Source organism: Aeromicrobium alkaliterrae (assembly GCF_039529015.1).
GTDB lineage: Bacteria > Actinomycetota > Actinomycetes > Propionibacteriales > Nocardioidaceae > Aeromicrobium > Aeromicrobium alkaliterrae.
Map to the genome: position 1 here is coordinate 142,962 of NZ_BAAAME010000004.1, position 17,701 is coordinate 160,662.

The following is a 17,701-nucleotide window of genomic DNA, read 5'->3' on the forward strand; positions in this document are numbered from 1 at the left end:
CTGTTGCGGCGGTCTTCAGGCGGCGTTAACGTGCGATGACCGTGACGGGGAGCACACCTGGTCGCGGAACGGGGAGGGAACATGCACACGCGTTCGCGACGACGGAGCCGAGGCCTGGCCGTCACGGCAAGCCTGGTCCTCACCGGCACCCTGCTCACCGCCTGCGGCGGTGGGGACGGCAAGCCGACGCTCAACTGGTACATCAACCCTGACGGCCAGGAGACGCTCAACCAGCTCGCCTCGGACTGCAGCACCGACGAGTACGACATCGAGATCCAGCTGCTCCCCTCCAGCGCGACCGACCAGCGCACGCAGCTCGCGCGCCGCCTCGCAGCCGGCGACACCTCGACCGACCTGATGAGCCTCGACCCGGTCTTCGTGCCGGAGTTCGCGAGCGCCGGTTGGCTCGAGCCCTTCACGGGCGACCTGGCCGACCAGGTCCTCGACGACGACGTCCTCGAGGGCGCCGCGCAGACCGTGCAGTGGGACGACCAGGTCGTCGCCGCGCCGCAGTGGTCCAACACGCAGGTGCTCTGGTACCGCAAGTCCCTCGCCGAGGCGGCCGGGCTCGACATGACCCAGCCCGTCACGTGGGACCAGGTCATCGACGCCGCCGCCGACAACGACGGCACGGTCGGCGTGCAGGCCAACAAGTACGAGGCCTACGTCGTCTGGATCAACGCACTGATCCAGGGCGCGGGCGGCAACATCCTCGACCCCGACACGGTCGAGGCGGGCCGCGACGCCAAGGTCACGATCGACTCCGAGGCCGGCCGCGACGCCGCCGCCGTGATCCAGAAGCTCGCCGACTCCGGCGCCGCGCAGGCCGACTTCACGACCTCGAACGAGGGCACGAGCCTCGGCCAGATGTACCCCGACGACGGCCCGGGCGAGTTCATGACGAACTGGACCTTCGTCTACCAGAACTACGCCGGTGCGGTCGGCCAGCCGGGCGGGCCGGCCGACGAGAGCGCGCTTGAGGACCTCGGCTGGGTGCGCTACCCGCAGACCGTCGCCGGTGAGGAGTCCAAGCCCCCGATCGGCGGCATCACGATCGGTGTCGGCGCCTACTCCGAGAACCTCGACTTCGCCCAGGAGGCCGCTCTCTGCATCACGAGCCCCGAGGCGCAGACGCAGCTCGCCGTCAACGAGGGGCTGATGCCGTCGCGTCAGTCGGTCTACGAGTCCGACGAGCTCACGGAGGCCTACCCGGCCGACCTGCTGGAGCTCTGGCGCGACAGCGTCGACACCGGCGGCCCGCGCCCGCAGAGCGCCTACTACAGCCAGATCTCGAGCGCGATCCAGTCCCGCTGGCACTCGCCGACCTCGGTCAACCCCGACACGACGCCGACGAGCTCCGCCGAGTTCCTCCAGGCGATCCTGAGCGGAGAGGCACTCCTGTGAGCGCTGCCACGAAGGCCCCGTCCCGCAAGGCGGAGAAGCCCACCAAGCCGGTCGCGACCGATCGCGAGCGCGCCGAGAACTCCCTGGCCCGCAAGCTCGTCGCCCCGGCGATCGTGCTGATGCTCCTGGTCACCGCGTTCCCGATGCTGCGAGCGCTGTACCTGTCGCTGTTCAGCTACTCGCTGACCGCGCCGGACGACCGCGAGTTCGTCGGCCTCTCGAACTACTGGACCGCGCTGAGCGACAAGCTGTTCTGGCAGGACACCGGCAACACCGTCATGATCATGCTCGTCACGGTGTTCTTCGAGCTCGTGATCGGCTTCGCCTTCGCGCTCGTGATGCACCGGCTGATCTTCGCCCGCGGCCTGGTGCGCACCTCGATCCTGATCCCCTACGGCGTCATCACGGTCGTCTCGGGCTTCGCCTGGCAGTTCGCGTTCTCGAACAGCAACGGCTTCGTCAACGGGTGGCTCCCGTTCATCGGCGACGACTTCAACTGGTTCGCCCAGTACGACTCGTCGATGATCGCGATCATGGCGTCGGAGATCTGGAAGACCACGCCGTTCATGTCGCTCCTGCTGCTCGCCGGCCTCGCCCAGGTCAGCGAGGACATGATCGAGGCCGCCAAGGTCGACGGCGCCACGTGGTTCCAACGGCTGTTCAAGGTGATCCTGCCGAACATGCGCGCCGCGATCATGGTGGCCGTGCTGTTCCGCGCACTCGACGCGTACCGCATCTTCGACAACATCTTCGTGATGACGGCCGGTGCCAACGGCACCGAGTCGATCTCGTTCCTGACGTATCGACAAGTCATCGAGCAGTTCCAGCTGGGCATCGGCTCGGCGTTGTCGGTGCTGCTCTTCCTGTCGGTCCTGGTCGTGGCGTTCCTGATCGTCAAGATCTTCAGAGTCAACCTCGCCGACGCCAGGCAGGAGAGCTGACATGGCACTCACGGGCAAGAACAAGGAGCGCGCACAGCGCGGCGGGATGGTCCTCGGCGTCGCGCTGGTCCTCGGCTGGTGCCTGCTGCCGGTCGTGTGGATCATCTCGCTGTCGTTCAAGTCGCAGGCCGCCGTCACGAACGGCAGCCCCGGCTTCCTCCCCGCCTCGGGGGGCGGCGCCGGCTGGGACAACTACGTCGACGTCATCCAGGACGAGCAGTTCCGCCGGGCGATCATCAACTCGATCGGCATCTCGCTGATCGCGACGATCCTGTCGGTCGCGATCGCGACGCTGGCGGCCTACGCGATTGCCCGCCTGGAGTTCAAGGGCAAGAAGTTCGTCCTCACCACGGCCCTCGTGATCGCGATGTTCCCCGTCGTCTCGCTCGTCGGCCCGCTGTTCGACGTGTGGCGCACGATCGGCATCTACGACACGTGGATCGGCCTGATCATCCCCTACATGTCCTTCACCCTGCCGCTGGCGATCTGGACCCTCTCGGCCTTCTTCCGCGAGATCCCGTGGGAGATGGAGCAGGCGGCCCAGGTCGACGGCGCGACGCAGTGGCAGGCGTTCCGCAAGGTCATCGTGCCGCTCGCGGCGCCCGGTGTGTTCACGGCGGCGATCCTGACGTTCTTCTTCGCGTGGAACGATTTCGTCTTCGGCATCTCGCTGACCTCGACCGAGAACGCCCGCCCCATCCCCGCGGCCCTGTCCTTCTTCGTCGGCCAGGACCCGTTCAACCGTCCCGCGTCCCTCCTGGCGGCCGGTGCCGTCGTCGCCACGATCCCGATCGTGGTCCTCGTCCTGTTCTTCCAGCGCAAGATCGTCGCCGGCCTGACCGCCGGCGCAGTGAAGGGTTGATCCATGGCCACCATCGAGATGAAGAACATCGTCAAGAAGTACGGCGACGGCTTCCCCGCCGTGAACGACGTCAGCATCGACGTCGCCGACGGGGAGTTCCTGATCCTGGTCGGTCCGTCCGGCTGCGGGAAGTCGACCCTGCTGCGCATGATCGTCGGCCTGGAGGACATCTCCGGCGGTGACATGGTCATCGGCGGCAAGCGGGTCAACGACCTCGCACCGCGCGACCGCAACCTGTCGATGGTGTTCCAGAACTACGCGCTCTACCCGCACCTGTCGGTCTACGAGAACATCGCCTTCCCCCTGCGGCTGCAGAAGCGGCCCGAGAAGGAGATCGACGAGAAGGTGCGCGAGGCGAGCAAGACCCTCGACCTCGACGAGCACCTCGAGCGCAAGCCCGCCAACCTCTCCGGCGGCCAGCGCCAGCGCGTCGCGATGGGCCGCGCGATCGTGCGCGAGGCCGACGCCTTCCTGTTCGACGAGCCGCTGTCGAACCTCGACGCGAAGCTGCGCGGCCAGATGCGCACCGAGATCGCGCGCCTGCAGAAGAAGCTCGGCATCACGACGGTCTACGTCACCCACGACCAGACCGAGGCCATGACGCTGGGCGACCGGGTCGCCGTCATGAAGCGCGGCATCCTGCAGCAGCTCGCCACCCCGCGCGAGCTGTACGAGCAGCCCGTCAACCTCTTCGTCGCCGGCTTCATCGGCTCCCCGCCCATGAACTTCCTGCCCGCGACGGTCGAGAACGGGCAGGTCACCCTGCCGTTCGGCACGTTCCCGCTGCCGGCAGCGAAGGCCGAGCGCACCCAGGGCAAGGGCCTGCTCATGGCGGGCATCCGGCCGGAGCACTTCGAGGACGTCTCGGTCATCGGCGCGGACGAGGTCGACTCGGCGCGCACCTTCGAGGCCACGATCGACGTGCGCGAGTGGCTCGGCGACCAGCAGTACGCCTACGTGCCGTACGAGGCCGAGCCGCAGGTGCAGGACCAGCTGCGCGAGCTGGCCCGCGAGGCCGACGGCGACTCCCTGCGCACGCAGCTCGTCGTCTCGCTCGACGCGGCCAGCAAGGGCGAGGACGGCGAGCACACGACGCTGTTCATCGACACCGACCGCATGCACCTGTTCGACCCGGCCACCGGCGAGAACCTCACCGTCGGCGTCTGACCCCACCTGCGACCGCCGGTGGTTGAGGTGCGAAGGCGCTCTAGCGCCTGAGCCTCGAAACCCTGGCTGGCACGACCCGAAACGTCACCACGGCTTCGAGGCTCGCGCCGCAGGCGGCACTCGCACCTCAACCACCGGTGGTCGGCTTGGCCTTGCGGGCCCGCTTGCCCTTCGTGACCTGGGCCATGATCTCGGCGCTCCACTCGTGGTCGCGGATGAGCGTGTAGCGCTCGCACGCGACGCGGAGGTACGCCTCCGTGGGCCGCTCGGTGGCGCCACGCACGCCGGCCTCCTCGATGAGCTCGACGACGGGCTGGTACTCCTCCTCGTACCAGCGGCGCGCCATCGTGGCCTTGTCCATGTACGCACCCTCGGCGTGCATGTGTCGCGCCGCCCACGCCTCCACGTTCTCGGCGATCTCGCCGTACATCGCGGGCGTGTCGACCGCGACCGCTGCGCGCGCCTCCCCCGTGAACGGGACCCGCTCGAGCATGATCCGGCGCCAGTGCTTGAGCTCCAGGTCGTCGCGGTCGCCCACGCCCACGGGCGCCAGCAGCGTGTCGACGGCCGTGACCCGCGCCTCGATGAGCTTGACGCCCAGGCTGTGGGCCACCGAGACGCGGTGGTGCCCGTCCTGCACGAAGTAGTAGTCACCGACCTGGTAGACCTCGATCGGCGGAATCTCCTCGCCCTTGCGGCTCGCGCGGGCCAGCCGTTCCCACCGTTCGCGGCTGCGGGCCGAGGTGGGGCGGAAGCGGCGGTCGAAGTCCTTGACCTTGTCGACCGAGCCGACGATCGCGGAGATCGGGATGACCTTCGTCCCGACGTAGTGCTCGCCCCGACGGCCCAGCGCGGCGACGACCTCGTCGAACGACATCGACTGGACGACGTCGTCGGTCTCGCCGCGCAGCCGCGCGGCCAGCCCCGACAGGACCTGGTGGCGGCGGGCGCGCAGGAAGTCGCTCTCGGCGTCGACGCGGGGCGATCCGCTCTCTCTCGGCACGTCACACCTCCAGGAGGCGGTACGGGATCACGTTCGTGATCGTGGTGTCGCCGACCTGGCGGTCGGCGCGGGGGAAGCCGTGCGGGTGGATGTGTCCGTGGACGTGCCACCGCGGCTCGAGGTCGGTCAGGAGCCCGTGCATCGCCTCGACGCCGACGTGCGTCGGGTCGTCCTCGTCGCCGAGCCCGCGCGGGGGCGCGTGCGTCAGGAGGACGTCGACCGGACCGCTGCGTCGGGCCCGGCGCAGGAGCCGTCGGGCGCGGCGCCCGTACTCGCGCTGCGTGTACTGGTGCGGACCGCGGTTGTAGCGGACGCTGCCGCCCAGGCCCGCGATGCGCAGGCCCGCGGCCTCCACCACGCGCTCGTCGGCGTTCACGGCACCGTGCGGCCGGGTTCCCTCGAGCGGCGGACCTCCCCAGGCCGAGCGCCCCGCGATCGCGGGGTCGTGGTTGCCGGGCACGAAGACCACCGGCACGTCGAGGCACGAGGCGAGGAACTCCAGGTAGTCCCACGGCAGGTCGCCCGCGGCCAGGACGAGGTCGGGGCGCATCGAGCGCACCCCGATGTCGTCCACCTGCGGGGCGATCTCGTCGGCGACGGCCAGGATCCGGACCATGCCCCGACCCTAGACCCGCGACCTGGCGATCACACCTCGTCGGCTGGGCCGGCTTCGTCGGCCTCGGCGGCCCAGCGGGCCTTGTCGTCGTCGATCCGTCCTCCCAGGACGTAGGCACCGATCCAGAGGGCCGCGAAGAGCCCGCCCACGAAGAACATCGCGGGCGCGAGGAAGCCGAGGGCGACGGACGCGACCTGGATGGCGTGCCCCAGGAACAGGCCGCCGGGGCGGCGCAGCATGCCGGCGACGACGAGACAGGCGACGCACAGCCCGAGGCCGAGCCACAGCGCGAGGCCGCGGTTGACCTCCTCGACCATGATCATGACCGGGGTCGAGAGCCCCAGCAGGATCGCCTCGAAGCACAGCATCGCGGCGCACAGCCGGGCCCTCATCGCTGCTCGTCCGGCCCGTCGGGCGAGTGGCCGAGCAGGGTGCGGGCCTCGCCGACCGTCACGACCGAGCCGGTGACGATGACGCCACCGCTCCCGATCGCGTCCTCGAAGCCCTCCAGCGCCTCGGCCAGCGACATCGCGCGGACCAGGGCGTCGTCGAGCTGCGGCAGGACCGTGACCCGGTCGTCGCCCAGGACGTCGGCGGCGATCGCACCCAGCTCCTCGGCCGACAGGCACCGCGGCGAGGAGTTCTGCGTGCAGACCAGGTGGGCGACCGAGCCGTCGAGGATGCGCACGATCTCGTCGACGTCCTTCTCGGCCATGACCGCGGCGACGCCGACCAGCGGGCTGAAGGTGAACTCCTCCGAGACCGCGGCCAGGGCGGCCTCGAGCCCGTGCGGGTTGTGGGCCGCGTCGAGCAGGACCGTGGGGCTGCGGCGGACGACCTCGAGCCGCCCGGGCGACGTCACCGAGGCGAACGCGGTACGGACGATCTCGGCGTCGAGCTCGCGGGCCCCGAGGAGGGACTCGACGGCGGCCAGCGCTAGCGCCGCGTTGCGCGCCTGGTGGGCGCCGTGCAGCGGCAGGAAGATGTCCTCGTACAGGCCGGACAGGCCCTGCAGGTCGATCTGCTGACCGCCCAGCGCGGCCAGCCGAGCGGCGACGCCGAAGTCGACGCCCTCGCGGACGAGGGTCGCGCCGACCTCCGCGGCCCGCAGCCCGAGGATGTCGAGCACGGCGTCCTCCTGCTCGGCCACGACGACGCGCGAGCCCGGCTTGATGATGCCCGCCTTCTCGTGCGCGATGTCCTCGGCGGTGTCGCCGAGGTAGGACGCGTGGTCGACCGCGATCGGCAGCACGACGGCGACGTCGGCATCGGCCACGTTGGTCGCGTCCCAGGTGCCGCCCATGCCGACCTCGACCACCGCGACGTCGACCGGCGCGTCGGCGAAGGCCGCGTACGCCATGGCGACCGACATCTCGAAGAACGACAGCGGGTGCGGCTGCGACTCGTCGACGATCTGCGCATAGGCGGCGACGTCGGCGAAGGCGTCGACGAACTCGTCCTCCGTGAGCGGTTCACCGTCGAGGCTGATGCGCTCGGTCATCGACTGCAGGTGCGGGCTGGTGAAGCGGCCCGTCCGCAGCTCGAGGGCCTGCAGCAGCGCGTCGATCATGCGGCTCGTGGAGGTCTTGCCGTTCGTGCCGGTCAGGTGGACGACGCGGTAGGACTGCTGGGGATCGCCGATCAGGCGGCACAGCGCGGAGATGCGGTCGAGGGACGGCTCGAGGCGCGTCTCGGGCCAGCGCCCCAGGAGGGCGTGCTCGACTTCGGCGTAGGTGGGTCTCATCGCTGCCAGTATCGACGCCCGCTGCAAGCCGCAACAAATCGAGAAGTGCGGAGGCGACCCGCAGCGGCTCGCGCGTCGCTCACCGGTCCACCAGATGCGGGATTCCTGGGCGGGGGCACCTCCCAGCACGAAGCGCGAGGGGGAAACCCAAGAATCCCGCATCGCGCGCATGAACCTTCGTGCGCTCGATGCGGGAAACGAGCGGTCACGTGGGAAACCGCGCGGCGGTCCTGCGGGCTCCGACCGACCGGCGAAGACGTCACGGGTGCTCTCAGGGTGAGATCAGGGTCCTCACCCATCGCCAACTGTCGGTCTGCACCGCCATGATGATCGCGACCTGCAGTGCGCGGAGCCTGCAGCGCCCCCCGGAGGAACAGCCATGAGCCACTCGACGCACGACACGGCCCCCGCCACCCGTTCACGGCGTGGCGTCTGGATCAGCATCGTCGCGGGCCTGGTCGTGGCCGTCGCCGTGCTCGGCAGCTTCGCGTCGCTGGCCAGCAACCTCGGCGGCGTCCAGGACAACGACATCGCGAGCTGGCTGCCCGGCGACGCGGAGTCGACCCAGGTCATCGAGCGCACGGCGGCGTTCGCCAGCGACGACGAGTCGCCGGCGATCGTGGCCTTCGTGCGCGACAGCGGCATCACCGCCGACGACGTCGTGGCCGTGCGCGAAGCCCAGGCCGAGCTGCAGGACTTCGACGAGAACGTGGTGGGAGATGTCATCTCGCCGGCGTTCGCGAACCTCACACCGGCGGACGTCCAGACGCTGGCCACCGCCCCCGCCAGCGGGATCTCCGACGACCTCGTGCAGCGCCTCACCTCCGAGGACGGCAAGGCCCTGCAGCTCATCGTGACCTACCGCATCGACGACACGGCCGGGTTCGAGGAGCTGCCCGACGCGATCGACGAGATGCGCTCGATCGTCGAGTCGCACGCCACCGGCGGCCTCGAGGGCTACGTCGGCGGACCCCTGGCCTTCGGTGCCGACCAGGCCACGGCGTTCGCCGGCATCGACGGCATCCTGCTGCTCGCCGCTCTGGGCGTCGTGGTCGTGATGCTGCTGCTGACCTACCGCAGCCCGTTCCTCTGGCTCATCCCGCTGTTCTGCGGCGTGCTGAGCGTCGGCGCCGCCGAGGGAGTCGTCTACCTGCTGGCCAAGTACGCCGACCTCACGGTGAACGGCCAGAGCGCCGGCATCCTGGCGGTCCTCGTGCTGGGTGCCGGCATCGACTACGCCTTGCTGCTCGTGGCCCGCTACCGCGAGGAGCTGCGCAACTTCGAGCACCGCATCGACGCGATGAGCCACGCCATCCGCCGCGCCGCTCCCGCGATCGTCGCGAGCGGGCTGACGGTCGTGATCGGCCTGCTCTGCCTGAGCTTCGCCCAGATGAACTCGACGGCCGGGCTCGGACCGGTCACGGCTGCGGGCATCGTCGTCGCGCTCCTCGTCATGCTGATCGTCCTGCCGCTCCTGCTCGTGATCTTCGGCCGCTGGGTGTTCTGGCCGTTCATCCCGCGCTTCGGCGACGTGAAGGCCGAGGGCAGCGGGTTGTGGGGCCGCGTGGGCACCCAGGTCGCCCGGCGCCCTCGCACCGTCTGGGTCACGACGACCGCGCTGCTGGGCCTGGCCTGCGTCGGCATGCTCCAGCTGAACTCCGGCGTGCTCGCGAACGCCGACACCTTCACCAAGGAGCAGCCGTCGATCGTCGCCGACGAGGTGATCGCCGAGCACTTCCCCGCGGGCGAGGGCTCTCCCCTGCAGGTCGTCGCGAAGGCCGACGACGCCGCCGCCGTCGCCGAGGCCCTCGACGGGGTCGACGGCATCCAACCGGCCTCCTCGACGACCGACAACCCGGCCGAGACGGCCACGGGCTTCAGCCAGGACGGCGTCGTCTACTTCGAGCGCACCCTCGCGTCCGCGTCGGACACCGAGGCCGCGTACGACACCGTGGAGCGGGCTCGCGACGCGGTGCACGCGGTCGACGGCGCCGACGCGCAGGTCGGTGGCATCTCGGCGATCAGCCTCGACATTCGCGAGGCCTCGGCCGCCGACAACCGCCTGATCATCCCGCTGATCCTGGTCGTCGTGCTGCTGGTGCTGGGCGGACTGCTGCGCTCGATCATGGCGCCGCTGATCCTGCTCGGCACGGTCGTGCTGTCGTTCGGCGCCGCGCTCGGCATCAGCGCCCTGGTGTTCCAACACGTCTTCGACTTCGCCGGCACCGACACGTCGTTCCCGCTGTTCGCGTTCGTGTTCCTCGTGGCGCTGGGCATCGACTACAACATCTTCCTCATGACCCGCGTCCGCGAGGAGTCGATCAAGGTGGGCACACGGCGCGGTGCCCTGATCGGCCTCGCGGCCACCGGTGGCGTCATCACGTCGGCCGGTCTGGTGCTCGCGGGCACGTTCTCGGCCCTCGCGACCCTGCCGATCGTGTTCCTGGCCCAGCTCGGCTTCGTGGTGGCGCTCGGCGTCCTGCTCGACACCATCATCGTGCGGTCGGTGCTCGTGACCGCGCTGACGCTCGACGTCGGGCGGTGGATGTGGTGGCCCAGCCACCTGTGGCGCACCGACGGCTCGAGCCACGTCGCCGACCCCGCCCACCCGGCCGACCCGGTCGACGCCGAGCACGCCGAGGCCGCCCCCGAGCACAAGGCCTGACCCCCGCCCCCGGCGGGGCAGACTGGGCTGCATGGATCTTTGGACGGACGTGCGCGGCCAGTACCGCCGTTTCGCGGACGAGTCGACCGACTCACCGTGCTTCAGCTCCTGGTCGAGGCACGTCGCCGACGATCCGGAGGTCCTGGCGTGGGTGGCCGCGCTGCCCCAGCTCAAGCAGCAACCGAACCTGGTGTTCGCGGCGGCGCGCTGGCACGGCGTCGAGGCCCCCGGTCCCTACGCCGGCCTGCGTGACGCGCTGCTGGGTGACGACGGCGCCATCGTGGCCACGATCCTCGAGCGCTCCACCCAGACCAACGAGGCGGGCCGGCTCGCCACGTTGGTCCCAGCCCTGAGCCAGGTGTCGGCTCTCGTCGGCAACCGTCCGCTGTCCCTGGTCGAGGTGGGCGCGAGTGCCGGCCTGTGCCTCTACCCCGACCGCTGGTCCTACGTCTGGGAGACCAGCGACGGGCCCGTCCGTGCGGGCAACGGTCCGGCGCTGGCCTGCCGGGTCAGCGGGCCGGCGCCCCTGCCCAGCGACGTTCCGCGGGTCGCCGCGCGCCGTGGGATCGACCTCAGTCCCATCGACGTCCGCGACCCGGACGCCACGTCCTGGCTGGCGAACCTGGTGTGGCCGGAGCAGGAGGACCGGCGGGAGCGGCTCACGCAGGCCGTGGGGATTGCCAGGTCCGATCCGCCACGGATCGAGCAGGGCGACCTGGTCGACACCCTTCCCCGCATGGTCGAGCAGGCCGCGGCGGACGGACCTGTCGTCGTGTTCCACAGCGCCGTGATCGCCTACCTCGACCTCCCGCACCGCGCGCGGTTCGAGGCCGTGATCCGCGAGCTCGTCGCGGCCGGGGCGTGCCACTGGATCTCGAACGAGGCCGCCACGGTGCTCCCGTCGGTGACCGCCACCGGCCCCGCCGTCCCCGACGACCACCCGACCTTCGTGCTCGGCGTCGACGGACGCACCGTCGCCTGGACCCACGGCCACGGCCGCTCGCTGCGCTGGCACCCCTGACCGGCTCCCGCGCTGCGGGGCGGAGTGGGGCGACGCCTAGACTCTTCTCCCGTGAACACCCCCGCGAACCGCGTCCCGGAGAAGCCCGTCCTCGAAGGCCTCGAGGAGCGGTGGAGCGGCGTATGGGAGGACCAGGGCACGTTCCGGTTCCAGCGCCCCGCCGAGCGGTCCGCGGTGTACTCGATCGACACCCCGCCGCCGACCGTGTCGGGCTCGCTGCACGTGGGCCACGTGTTCAGCTACACCCACACCGACGTCATCGCGCGCTACAAGCGCATGCGCGGCTTCGAGGTGTTCTACCCGATGGGCTGGGACGACAACGGCCTGCCCACCGAGCGTCGGGTGCAGAACTTCTACGGCGTGCGCTGCGATCCGACGATCCCGTACGACCCCGAGTTCACGGCGCCCGAGAAGCCTGACGCGAAGAAGCAGATCCCGATCAGCCGCCGCAACTTCATCGAGCTCTGCAACGAGCTCGTGGCCGAGGACGAGAAGGTCTTCGAGAAGCTGTGGCGCACCCTCGGCCTCAGCGTCGACTGGACCCAGACGTACACGACGATCGGCGAGTCCGCCCAGATCACGAGCCAGCGTGCCTTCCTGCGCAACGTGGCCCGCGGCGAGGCGTACACGCAGGACGCGCCGACCCTGTGGGACGTGACGTTCCAGACCGCGGTGGCCCAGGCCGAGCTCGAGGCCCGCGACTACCCCGGCGCCTACCACCGGGTGGCGTACCACCTGGCCGACGGCACGACGACCCACGTCGAGACCACGCGCCCGGAGCTCACGCCGGCCGCCGTCGCGCTCATCGCGCACCCCGAGGACGACCGCTACCAGCACCTGTTCGGCACCACCGCGACCTCGCCGATCTTCGGCGTCGAGGTGCCGGTCATCGCCAGCACGCTCGCCGACCCCGAGAAGGGCTCCGGCATCGTGCACTGCTGCACGTTCGGCGACCTGACCGACGTGCAGTGGTGGCGCGAGCACCAGCTCCCCAACCGCACCGTGATCGGCCGCGACGGCCGGTTCCTGCGCGAGGTGCCGGAGTGGATCGCGACCGACGCCGGGCGCGAGCTGTTCGGCGAGCTGGCCGGCAAGACCACGTTCTCGGCCCGCGAGGCCATCGTGGCGGCCCTGCAGGGCAGCGGCGACCTCGACGGCGACCCGGTGCCCACCCAGCGCATGGCGAACTTCTACGAGAAGGGCGACAAGCCGCTCGAGATCGTGTCGACCCGCCAGTGGTACATCGCCAACGGCGGCCGCGACGCCGACCTGCGCAGCGCGCTGGTCAAGCGTGGCGACGAGATCAGCTGGAAGCCCGGCTACATGCAGAGCCGCCTGACCAACTGGATCGAGGGCCTCAACGGCGACTGGCTCGTGAGCCGCCAGCGGTTCTTCGGCATCCCGTTCCCGGTCTGGTACCGCCTCGATGCCGACGGCGAGCCCGACTACGACGACCCGATCTTCGCGGCCGAGGACACCCTGCCGGTCGATCCCGCCTCGCAGACGCCCCCGGGCTTCGAGGAGTCGCAGCGCGGCGCCGCCGGTGGCTTCATGGCCGACCCGGACGTCCTCGACACCTGGGCCACCTCGTCGCTGACCCCGCAGCTCGTGACCGGCTGGGAGCGCGATCCCGAGCTCTTCGCCGCGACCTACCCGATGGACCTGCGCCCGCAGGGCCACGACATCATCCGCACCTGGCTGTTCAGCTCGGTCGTGCGCGCCCACCAGGAGTTCGGCGGCGTGCCGTGGAGCAACGCGGCGCTCTCCGGCTTCGTGGTCGACCCCGACCGCAAGAAGATGAGCAAGTCCAAGGGCAACGTCGTCGTGCCCGACGAGATCCTCTCGTCCTACGGCGCCGACGCCGTGCGCTGGCGTGCCGCCGGTGCACGCCCGGGCGCCGACTCGCCGTTCGACGAGGCGCAGATGAAGGTCGGCCGCCGCCTGGCCATGAAGGTGCTCAACGCCAGCAAGTTCGTGCTCGCCGCGGAAGAGGCGTACGGCCTGGGTGCCGACGCCTCGTTCCTCGACGCCGCGCAGGTCACCGAGCCGCTCGACCTGGCGATGCTCGCCGGGCTGCGGCGCGTCGTCGCCGAGGCGACCGCGTTCCTCGAGGACTACGACTACGCCTCGGCGCTCGAGGTCACCGAGAAGTACTTCTGGGACTTCTGCGACGACTACCTCGAGCTGGTCAAGGAGCGCGCGCGCCGCGACGACGCCAGCGGCACCTCGGCGAAGGCTGCTTTCGTGCTGGCCCTGTCGACGCAGCTGCGTCTGCTCGCGCCGTACCTGCCGTACGTGACCGAGGAGGTCTGGTCGTGGTGGCAGGAGGGCTCGATCCACCGCGCCACCTGGCCGACGGTCGACGAGCTGCCCGACGGAGCCGACGCCGGAGTGCTGCCCGCGGCCGGTCAGGTGCTCGCGGGCATCCGTGGCGCGAAGTCGACCGCCAAGGTCAGCCAGCGCACCGAGGTCACGGCGGCCACCGCCTCCGGCCCAGCCGCGGTGCTCGACCTGGCCGCCCTTGCGCTCGACGACGTCAAGGCCGCCGGCCGCGTGGTCGGCGAGCTGACCCTCTCCCCCGCCGACGGCACCACCGAGGTCACGGTCGACGCCACGCTGGCGGAGTAGCGCTTCACTGACCAGGGTTTCGAGGCTCACGCCCTAGCGGGCGCTCGCACCTCAACCACCGGTGGTTGAGGTGCGAGTGCCGCCTGCGGCGCGAGCCTCGAAACCCTGGTCACCTCAGCTAGAACCGCTAGTGCGGGTCGGTGTGGTGCTCTTCGCACGTCTGGAACTTCATCGCCTCGGGGTTGAGGCGGTCGATCAGGGCCTGACCCATCGCGACGGCGGTCGTGGTCTGACCGCTGACCTGCGGCAGGTCGTCGAACGCGAGTGACATCGCGGCCTCGCCGAGGTACTTCGCGGTGCCGCCGTAGCCGGGGTCCTTGCCGGTGACGCGGGTGTGGAGCGTGTCGTCGCCCGCGTCGGCCAGGATGTCGAGCTTGAACCAGGCCTTCTCGCGCTTCTCGGCGTCCGGGCCGTCGCCCGGGTCCATGCGCGAGAGCAGCAGCTTGCGCAGCGGCGGGATCTGCGACGTCACGGCCAGCGCGCCGACGCCGACGGCCCCCGCCGCGAGCATGCGGGTCGTGCGGACGTGCGCGAAGTGCCCGTACGTGAACTCGGGCCCGTACGTGGGCAGGGCGCGGGCCGAGCGCAGCACGATCTGCGGGTCGATCGTGGGCAGCGGCACGGCCCACCCCGTGTCGTGGGGCGCGCGACCGATGCTGCCCGCACCGCGGACCTTCCGGTCGACCGGACGCTGCTCGGCGCTGCGGCGCTTCTTGGCCAGCTTGGCCGACTCCCGGAAGCTCGAGAACTGCCCGATCGCGGAGTGGAACGTGCCGCCCGAGGGCGAGATGCCGGCCCGCAGGTAGGCGTTGACCGTGATGGGCACGTCGTCGGGCAGCTGCTGCACCGTGTAGAGCACGCCGAGGTCGTACGGGATCGAGTCGAACCCGGCCGCGTGCACCAGGCGCGCCCCGGACTCCGAGGCCGTCGCGTGGTGCTTGAGCCACATGTCGTCGACGAACTGCGGCTCGCCCGTGAGGTCGAGGTACGCGATGCCGGCCTGCGCCGCCGCCTTGACCGCGGGCTCGCCGTGCTTGAGGTACGGACCGACCGTCGTGACGAGGACGCGCGTGCCCTCGGCCACCGCCGCCAGCGAGGCGTCGTCGGTGACGTCGGCCGTGACGATCTCCGGCCGGACCCCACCGGCAGCCTCGATGCGATCGGCGACCGCCTCGAGCTTGGCGCGGCTGCGGCCGGCGACGGCCCACGACGCGCCGCTCGGCAGGGTGGCGCCGAGGTAGTCGGCGGTGAGACCGCCCGTGTACCCCGTGGCACCCAGCAGGGTGATGTCGGTGACCATCAGCAGAACCGCCTTCGCTGGAGACCCCGGGGACGGGTTCGTCCCCGGGAAGGGACGACGGCTAGGAGGCCTTCTTCTCCACCTCGTCGCGGGTCAGCACGGTCGGCGGGCTCTCGCCACGCACGACGGCACCGTCGACCAGCACGCGGGCTGCGTGCTCGTTGCTGGGGACCTCGAACATCGTCTGCTGGAGGACTTCCTCGATGATCGAGCGGAGGCCACGCGCACCGGTGTCGCGGCGCAGGGCCAGCTCGGCCATCTCGCCGATGGCCTCCTCGGTGAACTCCAGCTCGATGCCGTCGATCTCGAACAGGCGCTGGTACTGCTTGCTGAGCGCGTTGCGCGGCTCGGTGAGGATGCGCACGAGCGCCTCCTTGTCGAGCTTCTCGACGCTGGCGATGACCGGCAGGCGTCCGATGAACTCCGGGATCAGGCCGAACTTCAGCAGGTCGGTGGGCTCGACGCGCGAGTAGACGCGGTTCGGCTCGTCGGCCTTGACCTCGACCGGCTCGGAGTTGAAGCCGACGCCGACCTTGCCGGCGCGCTGCTCGATGATCTCCTCGAGCCCGGCGAACGCCCCGCCCACGATGAACAGCACGTTGGTGGTGTCGATCTGGATGAACTCCTGGTGCGGGTGCTTGCGCCCGCCCTGCGGCGGCACCGACGCGGTCGTGCCCTCGAGGATCTTCAGCAGCGCCTGCTGCACGCCCTCGCCGGACACGTCACGGGTGATCGAGGGGTTCTCGCTCTTGCGCGAGATCTTGTCGATCTCGTCGATGTAGATGATGCCCGTCTCGGCCTTCTTGACGTCGTAGTCGGCGGCCTGGATGAGCTTGAGGAGGATGTTCTCGACGTCCTCGCCGACGTAGCCGGCCTCGGTCAGCGCCGTGGCGTCGGCGATCGCGAACGGGACGTTGAGCATGCGGGCCAGGGTCTGCGCGAGGTACGTCTTGCCGCAGCCGGTGGGGCCCACCATGAGGATGTTGGACTTGGCGAGCTCGACCTGCTCGTCCTTCGTGCGACCGCCGGCCTGCTGCGCCTGGACCCGCTTGTAGTGGTTGTAGACCGCCGTCGCGAGCGACTTCTTGGCGCCCTCCTGGCCGATCACGTAGCCGTTGAGGAACTCGTAGATCTCGTGCGGCTTGGGCAGCTCACCCAGGCTCAGCTCGGAGTTCTCGGCGAGCTCTTCCTCGATGATCTCGTTGCAGAGGTCGATGCACTCGTCGCAGATGTAGACACCCGGGCCCGCGATGAGCTTCTTGACCTGCTTCTGGCTCTTTCCACAGAAGGAGCACTTCAACAGATCGGCGGTTTCACCGATGCGCGCCACGGGATAGTCCTTTCCTCGGCTGCCGTCCAGCGTAGCCGCGGTCCGGGGTGTTCGCGACGTGCGTCACGTTGCCCCGGACCGCGTGTCGCTCAGACGGCGGGGGTCTTCAGGGTGTCGAGCACCTGGTCGATCAGGCCGTACTCCAGCGCCTGGCTGGCGGTCAGGATCTTGTCGCGGTCGACGTCGCGGCTGACGGTCTCCGGGTCCTTGCCGGTGGCGTCCGCGATCATCTTCTCCATCAGCGCGCGCATGCGGAGGATCTCGTTGGCCTGGATCTCCAGGTCGGAGATCTGGCCACCGGTGCCCTCGGTGTAGGGCTGGTGGATCAGGATGCGGGCGTTCGGCAGGGCGAACCGCTTGCCGGGCGCGCCGGCCGCCAGCAGCACGGCAGCCGCGGAGGCGGCCTGACCCAGGCAGAAGGTCTGCACGTCCGGCTTGAGGTAGCGGATCGTGTCGTAGATCGCCGTCATGGCGGTGAACGAGCCACCCGGGCTGTTGATGTAGATGCTGATGTCGCGGTCGGGCTCCATGTTCTGCAGGCTCAGGAGCTGCGCGATGACCGCGTTGGCGACGTCGTCGCTGATCGGGGTGCCGAGGAAGATGATGCGGTCCTCGAAGAGCTTGGCGAACGGGTCGACGCGGCGGAAGCCGTACGACGTGCGCTCCTCCCACTGCGGGATGTAGTAGCTCATGCGGTCCTCCCCGCTGAAAGTGCACGGTACGGGAAGACCCGCATGAGGTGCTCGTTGTTCACTCGCTGGCGCTCGCTCATGCCTTCGCCTCCTTGACTTCCTGCGCGTTCGTGACGACCTGGTCGATGAAGCCGTACTCCTTGGCCTGCTCGGCCGTGAACCAGCGGTCGCGGTCGGCGTCGAGCTCGATCTGCTCGATGCTCTGACCCGTGTGGACCGACTGGAGCTCGTTGAGCTGCTTCTTGAGCAGGATCGACTGCTCGGCCTGGATCTTGATGTCCGAGGCGGAGCCACCGATGCCACCGGAGGGCTGGTGCATCATGATGCG

15 protein-coding genes are annotated in these 17,701 nt (G+C 70.1%); 7 read left to right on the forward strand and 8 right to left on the reverse strand.

Going from position 1 to position 17,701, the window contains the following annotated elements; all coding sequences use genetic code 11:
• Positions 1–81 precede the first annotated feature (81 nt).
• The 4 genes from ABD127_RS08675 to ABD127_RS08690 are packed head-to-tail and all read left to right on the forward strand — an operon-like array spanning position 82 to position 4,374.
• Positions 82–1,404: an extracellular solute-binding protein gene (locus ABD127_RS08675; RefSeq protein WP_344200053.1), complete on the forward strand. Its 1,323-nt coding sequence runs from the start codon at positions 82–84 to the stop codon at positions 1,402–1,404.
• Complete coding sequence (locus ABD127_RS08680; RefSeq protein ID WP_344200055.1) at positions 1,401–2,345, forward strand: carbohydrate ABC transporter permease; 945 nt, start codon at positions 1,401–1,403, stop codon at positions 2,343–2,345. The genes ABD127_RS08675 and ABD127_RS08680 overlap by 4 nt, the downstream gene beginning before the upstream one ends.
• Position 2,346: 1 nt before the next feature.
• Positions 2,347–3,207, forward strand: coding sequence for a carbohydrate ABC transporter permease (locus ABD127_RS08685; RefSeq protein WP_344200058.1), 861 nt, complete (start codon positions 2,347–2,349; stop codon positions 3,205–3,207).
• 3 nt (positions 3,208–3,210) lie between these two features.
• A complete protein-coding gene (locus ABD127_RS08690; RefSeq protein ID WP_344200060.1) occupies positions 3,211–4,374 on the forward strand; it encodes an ABC transporter ATP-binding protein in 1,164 nt (387 codons plus the stop codon).
• A gap of 127 nt (positions 4,375–4,501) precedes the next feature.
• Here ABD127_RS08690 and ABD127_RS08695 read toward each other — a convergent pair whose 3' ends face one another.
• From ABD127_RS08695 to ABD127_RS08710, 4 genes are read right to left on the reverse strand one after another with little or no spacing between them, the layout of a single operon-like run.
• Positions 4,502–5,377 (reverse strand): ParB N-terminal domain-containing protein, encoded by an 876-nt coding sequence (locus ABD127_RS08695; protein WP_344200063.1) that lies wholly within the window; start codon positions 5,375–5,377, stop codon positions 4,502–4,504.
• A 1-nt stretch (position 5,378) separates the two neighbouring features.
• A complete protein-coding gene (locus ABD127_RS08700; protein ID WP_344200065.1) occupies positions 5,379–5,993 on the reverse strand; it encodes a metallophosphoesterase family protein in 615 nt (204 codons plus the stop codon).
• A 29-nt stretch (positions 5,994–6,022) separates the two neighbouring features.
• On the reverse strand, positions 6,023–6,385 hold the full coding sequence (locus ABD127_RS08705) for a DUF4233 domain-containing protein (protein ID WP_344200067.1): 363 nt from the start codon (positions 6,383–6,385) through the stop codon (positions 6,023–6,025).
• Positions 6,382–7,737: a bifunctional folylpolyglutamate synthase/dihydrofolate synthase gene (locus ABD127_RS08710; protein ID WP_344200070.1), complete on the reverse strand. Its 1,356-nt coding sequence runs from the start codon at positions 7,735–7,737 to the stop codon at positions 6,382–6,384. The genes ABD127_RS08705 and ABD127_RS08710 overlap by 4 nt, the downstream gene beginning before the upstream one ends.
• Before the next feature lie 379 nt (positions 7,738–8,116).
• Here ABD127_RS08710 and ABD127_RS08715 point away from each other — a divergent pair, with 379 nt between their 5' ends.
• The 3 genes from ABD127_RS08715 to valS are packed head-to-tail and all read left to right on the forward strand — an operon-like array spanning position 8,117 to position 14,051.
• Entirely contained in the window at positions 8,117–10,402 is a 2,286-nt protein-coding gene (locus tag ABD127_RS08715; RefSeq protein ID WP_344200073.1) for an MMPL family transporter, read from the forward strand.
• Between the two features lie 31 nt (positions 10,403–10,433).
• Positions 10,434–11,423 carry a DUF2332 domain-containing protein gene (locus ABD127_RS08720; protein ID WP_344200076.1) on the forward strand — a complete coding sequence of 330 codons (990 nt, stop codon included), beginning with the start codon at positions 10,434–10,436 and terminating at the stop codon, positions 11,421–11,423.
• 51 nt (positions 11,424–11,474) lie between these two features.
• Positions 11,475–14,051 carry a valine--tRNA ligase gene (valS, locus tag ABD127_RS08725; protein WP_344200079.1) on the forward strand — a complete coding sequence of 859 codons (2,577 nt, stop codon included), beginning with the start codon at positions 11,475–11,477 and terminating at the stop codon, positions 14,049–14,051.
• A 127-nt stretch (positions 14,052–14,178) separates the two neighbouring features.
• Here the strand turns inward: valS and ABD127_RS08730 are convergent, their stop codons facing one another.
• The 4 genes from ABD127_RS08730 to ABD127_RS08745 all read right to left on the reverse strand — a co-directional run.
• The gene (locus ABD127_RS08730; RefSeq protein WP_344200082.1) at positions 14,179–15,351 is read right to left on the reverse strand and encodes a saccharopine dehydrogenase family protein; all 1,173 of its coding nucleotides are present in this window, start codon (positions 15,349–15,351) and stop codon (positions 14,179–14,181) included.
• A 61-nt stretch (positions 15,352–15,412) separates the two neighbouring features.
• The gene (gene clpX / locus ABD127_RS08735; protein WP_344200084.1) at positions 15,413–16,681 is read right to left on the reverse strand and encodes an ATP-dependent Clp protease ATP-binding subunit ClpX; all 1,269 of its coding nucleotides are present in this window, start codon (positions 16,679–16,681) and stop codon (positions 15,413–15,415) included.
• Between the two features lie 89 nt (positions 16,682–16,770).
• Positions 16,771–17,373 carry an ATP-dependent Clp protease proteolytic subunit gene (locus ABD127_RS08740; RefSeq protein ID WP_344200087.1) on the reverse strand — a complete coding sequence of 201 codons (603 nt, stop codon included), beginning with the start codon at positions 17,371–17,373 and terminating at the stop codon, positions 16,771–16,773.
• Positions 17,374–17,449: 76 nt separating this feature from the next.
• Positions 17,450–17,701: ATP-dependent Clp protease proteolytic subunit (locus ABD127_RS08745; protein WP_344200089.1), on the reverse strand; the 252-nt coding region annotated here is incomplete at its 5' end.